This is a genomic window from Nocardia amamiensis NBRC 102102 (assembly GCF_001612745.1).
In the GTDB taxonomy this organism is placed as follows: domain Bacteria; phylum Actinomycetota; class Actinomycetes; order Mycobacteriales; family Mycobacteriaceae; genus Nocardia; species Nocardia amamiensis.
This window is the reverse complement of sequence record NZ_BDBA01000142.1, coordinates 25,011-31,010: the sequence shown is the minus strand read 5'-3', so window position 1 is coordinate 31,010 and position 6,000 is coordinate 25,011. Positions and strand designations below refer to the sequence as shown.

Annotated in this window: 6 protein-coding genes; all 6 read left to right on the top strand. The window is 65.8% G+C overall.

All coding sequences use genetic code 11. The features are described 5' to 3' along the window. Window positions 1-20 precede the first annotated feature (20 nt). Entirely contained in the window at window positions 21-281 is a 261-nt protein-coding gene (locus NA4_RS24765) for an ArsR/SmtB family transcription factor (protein WP_067474653.1), read from the top strand. Window positions 282-285: 4 nt separating this feature from the next. Then, entirely contained in the window at window positions 286-711 is a 426-nt protein-coding gene (locus NA4_RS24760) for a VOC family protein (protein ID WP_067474644.1), read from the top strand. A 233-nt stretch (window positions 712-944) separates the two neighbouring features. Further along, the gene (lipB, locus tag NA4_RS24755) at window positions 945-1,697 is read left to right on the top strand and encodes a lipoyl(octanoyl) transferase LipB (protein WP_067474641.1); all 753 of its coding nucleotides are present in this window, start codon (window positions 945-947) and stop codon (window positions 1,695-1,697) included. A gap of 85 nt (window positions 1,698-1,782) precedes the next feature. After that, window positions 1,783-2,823, top strand: a complete 1,041-nt coding sequence (gene lipA, locus NA4_RS24750; RefSeq protein WP_067474638.1) for a lipoyl synthase — start codon at window positions 1,783-1,785, stop codon at window positions 2,821-2,823. Between the two features lie 199 nt (window positions 2,824-3,022). Further along, window positions 3,023-3,964 (top strand): alpha/beta fold hydrolase, encoded by a 942-nt coding sequence (locus NA4_RS24745; protein WP_067474636.1) that lies wholly within the window; start codon window positions 3,023-3,025, stop codon window positions 3,962-3,964. A gap of 94 nt (window positions 3,965-4,058) precedes the next feature. Next, window positions 4,059-5,492: an ATP-binding protein gene (locus NA4_RS24740; protein WP_067474633.1), complete on the top strand. Its 1,434-nt coding sequence runs from the start codon at window positions 4,059-4,061 to the stop codon at window positions 5,490-5,492. Window positions 5,493-6,000: the final 508 nt, after the last annotated feature.

Below are 6,000 nucleotides of genomic sequence, written 5' to 3'. Positions count from 1 at the left end.
AAGGTACCGACCCCGGCGAGGTGTTCAAGGCGCTGGCCGAGCCCACACGGCGGGTGATCCTCGACGAGCTCGCCGAGCGCGACGGCCAGACCCTGTTCGAACTGTGCAGTCGGCTCACGATGCGGCACCGGATGTCGTCCACCCGGCAGGCCATCTCCCAGCATCTGGACGTACTCGCCGCCGCCGGTCTGGTGAGCACGCGCCGGGAGGGCCGGTACAAGTTCCACTATCTGAACCGAGAACCGTTGCGGAATCTCACCGATCGCTGGCTGAAGGAGTAAGGACATGCGGATCAACGTGACCAGCGTGCTGGTCGACGACCAGGCCAAGGCCCTGCGCTTCTATACCGAGGTGCTGGGCTTCGTGAAGAAGACCGACATCCCGCTCGGCGAGGCCAGCTGGCTGACCGTCGTCTCACCGCAGGAGCCCGATGGCGTCGAGCTGTTGCTGGAACCCGACGGGCATCCGGCGGCAGGACCGTTCAAGAAGGCGCTGGTGGAGGACGGCATCCCGTTCACCTCCTTCGCCGTCGAGGACGTGCACGCCGAGTACGAGCGGCTGCGCGAGCTGGGCGTGCAGTTCACCCAGCCGCCGCTGGACCACGGCACCGTCATCACCGCGGTGCTCGACGACACCTGCGGCAACCTCATCCAGATCGCGCAGGACAAAGGCGGTGATCTCGCGCAGGAAGCGCCCGGCCGAACCGCCTGACGCGATCCCGCGCCACCCAGCTCGTCGGCGGCCGGCTCCCCCACACTGCGCCTCGACGGCCGGATCCGGAGCGCGACCATCGGAATGACGAATGCCCGCCGGGTGTGCACACCGGCTCCGATCGGATGCTGCGCGACCGGCATCCGTCCAGCTCTCGCCGGGCAAACCGGATCATCCTGTGGCAGTTCCCACATCGAGGCGCTGGAATCGGACATCCCGCTGGGCGTACCGTCATGGTCGTGAACGACACGCGCACGACCCTGTCCGCCCGATTCGATACGACCCCGATCGTGGTCGAGGATCTCGGACTCATCGACTACCACGCCGCCTGGGAGCTGCAACGCAGCATCGCCGACCAGCGCGCGGAAGGCAGCGGATCGGATCATCTGCTGTTGCTCGAGCACCCTTCGGTGTACACCGCGGGCCGCCGCACCGAGGCCGAGGATCTGCCGATCGACGGCAGCCCGGTCGTCCAGGTGGACCGCGGCGGCAAGATCACCTGGCATGGCCCCGGCCAACTCGTCGGCTACCCGATCGTGCGGCTGGCCGAGCCGGTGGACGTCGTCAACTACGTGCGCCGCCTCGAAGAGGCGCTGATCACCGTCTGCACCGGCCTCGGCCTCGTCTGCGGCCGCATCGAGGGGCGCTCCGGTGTCTGGCTGCCCGCGACCGAGCTGTACGCCGAACGCAAGATCGCCGCGATCGGCGTGCGCGTGCAGCGCGGCGTGGCCCTGCACGGCCTCTCGTTCAACTGCAACTCCGCCATGGACGGGTTCCAGGCCATCGTCCCGTGCGGCATCCGCGACGCGGGCGTCACCACACTGACCCGCGAACTCGGCCGCGAGGTCACCGTGGCCGAGATCAAGCCGCTGGTGACCGACGCCATCATCCGCGCCCTCGACGGCGAACTGCCGGTCACCGAGCACATTATTCCGCGCGTCACCCCCGCCGACACCACCCCGCAGCCTCCCACCGCGACGGCGTAAGGTCGATCAGGTGACCTCAGTCGACACCCCGACACCCCACAGCGCGTCCGCAGCCGAACCTGCGGCGGCACTCCCGGGTCCCTCCGTGGCTACGCAAGCTACCTCCTCCGGGCCCGACGCTCGTGCCGCGAACGGCCGCAAGCTCCTGCGCATCGAAGCCCGCAACGCGGAAACCCCGATCGAGCGCAAACCCAAGTGGATCCGCACTCGCGCCACCATGGGCCCCGAGTACTCCGAACTCAAGGGCTTGGTGAAGCGCGAGGGCTTGCACACGGTGTGCGAAGAAGCAGGCTGCCCCAACATCTTCGAATGCTGGGAAGACCGCGAGGCCACCTTCCTCATCGGCGGCGAACAGTGCACCCGCCGCTGCGATTTCTGCCAGATCGACACCGGCAAGCCCGCGGCTCTCGACCGCGACGAGCCCCGCCGCGTCGCCGAAAGCGTCCAGGCCATGGGCCTGCGCTACTCCACCATCACCGGCGTCGCCCGCGACGATCTGGACGACGGTGGCGCCTGGCTCTACGCCGAAACAGTCCGCGCCATCAAGCGTTTGAACCCCCACACCGGCGTCGAACTGCTGATTCCCGACTTCAACGCCGACCCGGACCAGCTCGCCGAGGTCTTCTCCGCCCGCCCGGAAGTGCTGGCGCACAACCTCGAAACGGTCCCGCGCATCTTCAAGCGCATCCGCCCCGCCTTCCGCTACGAGCGCTCCCTCGCGGTCCTGACCGCCGCCCGCGAAGCCGGATTGGTCACCAAGTCCAACCTCATCCTCGGCATGGGCGAAACCCCCGAGGAAGTCACCCAGGCCATGCGTGACCTGCACGAGGCGGGCTGCGACATCCTCACCATCACCCAGTACCTGCGCCCCTCTCCCCGCCACCATCCGGTCGACCGCTGGGTGAAGCCGGAAGAGTTCGTCGAACACTCCACGGTGGCCGAGGAAATCGGCTTCGCAGGCGTCATGGCGGGGCCGCTGGTCCGCTCTTCGTACCGGGCAGGTCGCTTGTACGCCCAGGCGATGGCTCACCACGGCCGCGAAATCGCCCCGGAAATGGCTCATCTCGCCGACGAAGGCACCGCCTCCCAGGAAGCCAGCTCGGTCCTGGCCCGCTTCGGCTCCTGACCACCACTTACCGAGAAGTTTCGGCCCTCGCGCTCTGCATGCGCGAGGGCCGACGCATGCTTTGGCATCGCTCCGCTCATTGCTGATTTCCTCGACCCGCTGCCGGATTCGGCGTGTGAGGCCGCCCACAGCGCGTCACGTCGCCGGGCACCAGCTCGTCCAGGAATCGAGACCAACTCAGCCAACCACGGAGTGCACCATGAGGATCAGTATCTGGGCCCGCCGACTCGCCCTCGGACTCGCCACCATCGTCGCCGCACTGTTCGCGATCGCGCTGCCGGTGGCCTACGCCTGGAACCCGCCGGGCTCGCCGGACCGTCCGGCCTACCTCGACCACATCGATTCCCGTTATGCCGATACCGATCTGGCCCGATTCCATTACACGGTGACCGGTCAGGGCTCACCGGTCGTGCTCATCGCGGGTGGTGGGCTGTGGCAGTACTCTTGGCGCGACGTCATTCCCGCGCTGGCGCGGAACCACACCGTCTACGCGGTCGACCTGCCCAGCCAGGGCTATACCGAACTGCGCCGCCCCGGCTTCGCGTTCGACCTGCCTGCCATGGCCGAGGCCATCGGCGCCTTCTTCGACGCCGTCGGCCTGAATCGCGCTGCGCTGGTGGGTCACTCGTGGGGCGGCGCGTGGAGCCTCTACTTCGCCGAGCAGCACCCTGAGCGAGTCGACCGGCTGACCCTGCTCGATTCGCCGGGCCTCAACGCCGAAAAAGCACCCGTGACACCCCTGTTCCAGACACCGATACTCGGCGAGCTCGCCACGAAACTCACCACCCGCGACTTCTATGCCGACAGCATCGGCGGCACGTTCCACCACAAGGAGCTGGTCACCGACGAGATGATCGACGAATTGTGGCCACCGTTCTCGAACCCCGATAACCGCGACGGCTTCCTCGCCCTATGGCGCAACCTCGACTACCGCCTCACCGACGCCGACCTGGCCAAGGTGAGCGCCCCGACCCTGGTGCTCTGGGGCGGCGCCGACGAATGGCTGCCTGCCACCCAGGCCGAACGCCTGGCCGCGCGTATACCGAACGCGACCGCCACGGTACTGCCCGGATGCGGTCACACAGTGCACGAGGATTGCCCGACCGAAACCATTCCGCTGATCGAGAACTTCCTCGGCTGAACCGGCATCGAACGCATCCACCGCTTTCTGGTCGCCACCGGATAAACTAAGATTCGATCTTAGTAAGATAGAATCTTAGTTTAGGAGCCGGGTAGTGGAGTTCACAGGTAGATCCGCAGACCTCGACCTGCTCGCTCGGCAGCTGAACGCGGTGACCAACGGCACCGGAACCACCCGTGGCCGTGCGGTCATCGTGACCGGCCGCCGACGGGTCGGGAAATCACGGCTCGTCCAGGAGTTCTGCGATCGGTCGAACCATGCCTACCTGGTCTTCCAGGCAACGCGCGGCCGCCGTCCAGTCGCCGAGCGGGAAGAGTTCTCCGCCACGGTCGCCCAGTCCGCGTTTGGACGCGCAGAACTGGTCAGCGGGTTGCAGGCCGGCGACTGGAACCAAGCTCTCCGGTCCCTTGCTATTGCGTTGCCAGATGACTCGCCCTGTGTCGCGGTCATCGATGAGGTGCCATGGCTGGTCGAACAGGATCCAGAGTTCGAAGGCGCGTTGCAGACAGTGTGGGATCGCCACCTGTCGGCCAAGCCGGTCCTGCTCCTCCTGGTCGGCAGTGACATCTCGGTCATGGAGGCCCTCGGATCCCGCGACCGGCCGTTCTTCGGGCGCGCGACGAAAATGACAGTCGAACCACTGCACCTCGCCGATGTGCAGACCATGACCGGCCTCAACGCCGCCGACAGCGTCGACGCGTTGCTGATCACCGGCGGGTTCCCCGAGATCGTCAGCTCATGGCGTCCAGAAATGAGCCGAACCGACTTCCTGCGCGACGCGGCTGCGAACCCGCTGGCTCCACTGCTGGTGGCGGGCGAGCTGTCGCTACTCGGAGAGTTCCCGGAGGGAATGCGCTCGCGCGCAGTCCTAGAAGCCATCGGCAGCGGAGAACGAACCTTCAGCACCATCGCCGCACAGGCCGGTGGACAGAACGCACTGCCAGCGGGCACCCTCACTCCGCTACTGAACATGTTGCAGGCCAAGCGAATCGTCGCCAGCGACCTCCCGCTGTCCACAAGATCGGACACCAAGAACAAGCGCTATCGAATCGCCGAGTCCTATCTCCGATTCTGGCTGGCCTTCCTGCAACGCGGCATCCCGCTCATTGAACGCGGCCGTGGCGATGTCGCACTGACCCGGATCGAACGCTCATGGACCACCTGGCGTGCACGTGCTATCGAACCGCTGGTCCGCGAATCCTTGATGCGTCTGCTGCCCGACGAGCAATGGCCGGAAACCGAGGCGGTCGGCGGCTGGTGGAACCGGCAGAACAACCCCGAAATCGACCTGATCGGCGCCGACCGCGAACCGGTCGCCAGGGCAGTTCATTTCGTCGGCTCCATCAAGTGGCTCGAAGACCGCCCCTTCGACCGCCACGACTACGAAAGCCTTGCCCGCTCGCTGCTCGCGGTACCCGGAACCGATCACAACACACGATTCGTAGCCGTCTCCCGGTCCGGCATCGCAGGGAACTTGCCGCTGGCAATGCACTGGGGCCCAGAAGAACTCGTTCAGGCATGGCAGTGATCAGCACACTCCAGACGCTCCACCGGTGCATGCCGCGAATTCCGGGTGCACCTCGACGATGAATTCAACTAGTTCCGGGTAACCGGTTCGTGACAAAGTCAGCCGCGTTAGCATAATTTTCCGAATTGTGAGCCATATCACATTTTCAGGCAAAATCCCTGTATAAGGCATGTGTCAAAGCCTTCGGTCCGACACCATCAAGATCGGCAATATAGTTCATTAACCATCCGTTTGCCGTATGTTCACCCATCGTGACCAAGCTGAGATCAGGTCCGAAAGAGACCTGAGAACCCAGCGCCACAGCCGGTGAATGGATTCTCCCCCGGGTACGACAGCGGCACCCCAGGGGCACCGACCCCGAGCAGTTCCCGCATCGCGCCGCCAGGAATTCGAAACCTGGCTTTCACAACGAAATCCGAAAACAGCACATGGCCGATACGGGCGAACTCCCTACCGGACGCCCGCTGTCGATCCGCGCTGCCTTGTCGGGGCGGATCGCCGCACGATC

Coding starts and splice junctions, on each gene's coding strand:
- NA4_RS24760 (WP_067474644.1), top strand. CDS start 286: ATGCGGATCAACGTGACCAGCGTGCTGGTCGACGACCAGGCCAAGGCC.
- lipB (WP_067474641.1), top strand. CDS start 945: ATGGTCGTGAACGACACGCGCACGACCCTGTCCGCCCGATTCGATACG.
- NA4_RS24745 (WP_067474636.1), top strand. CDS start 3,023: ATGAGGATCAGTATCTGGGCCCGCCGACTCGCCCTCGGACTCGCCACC.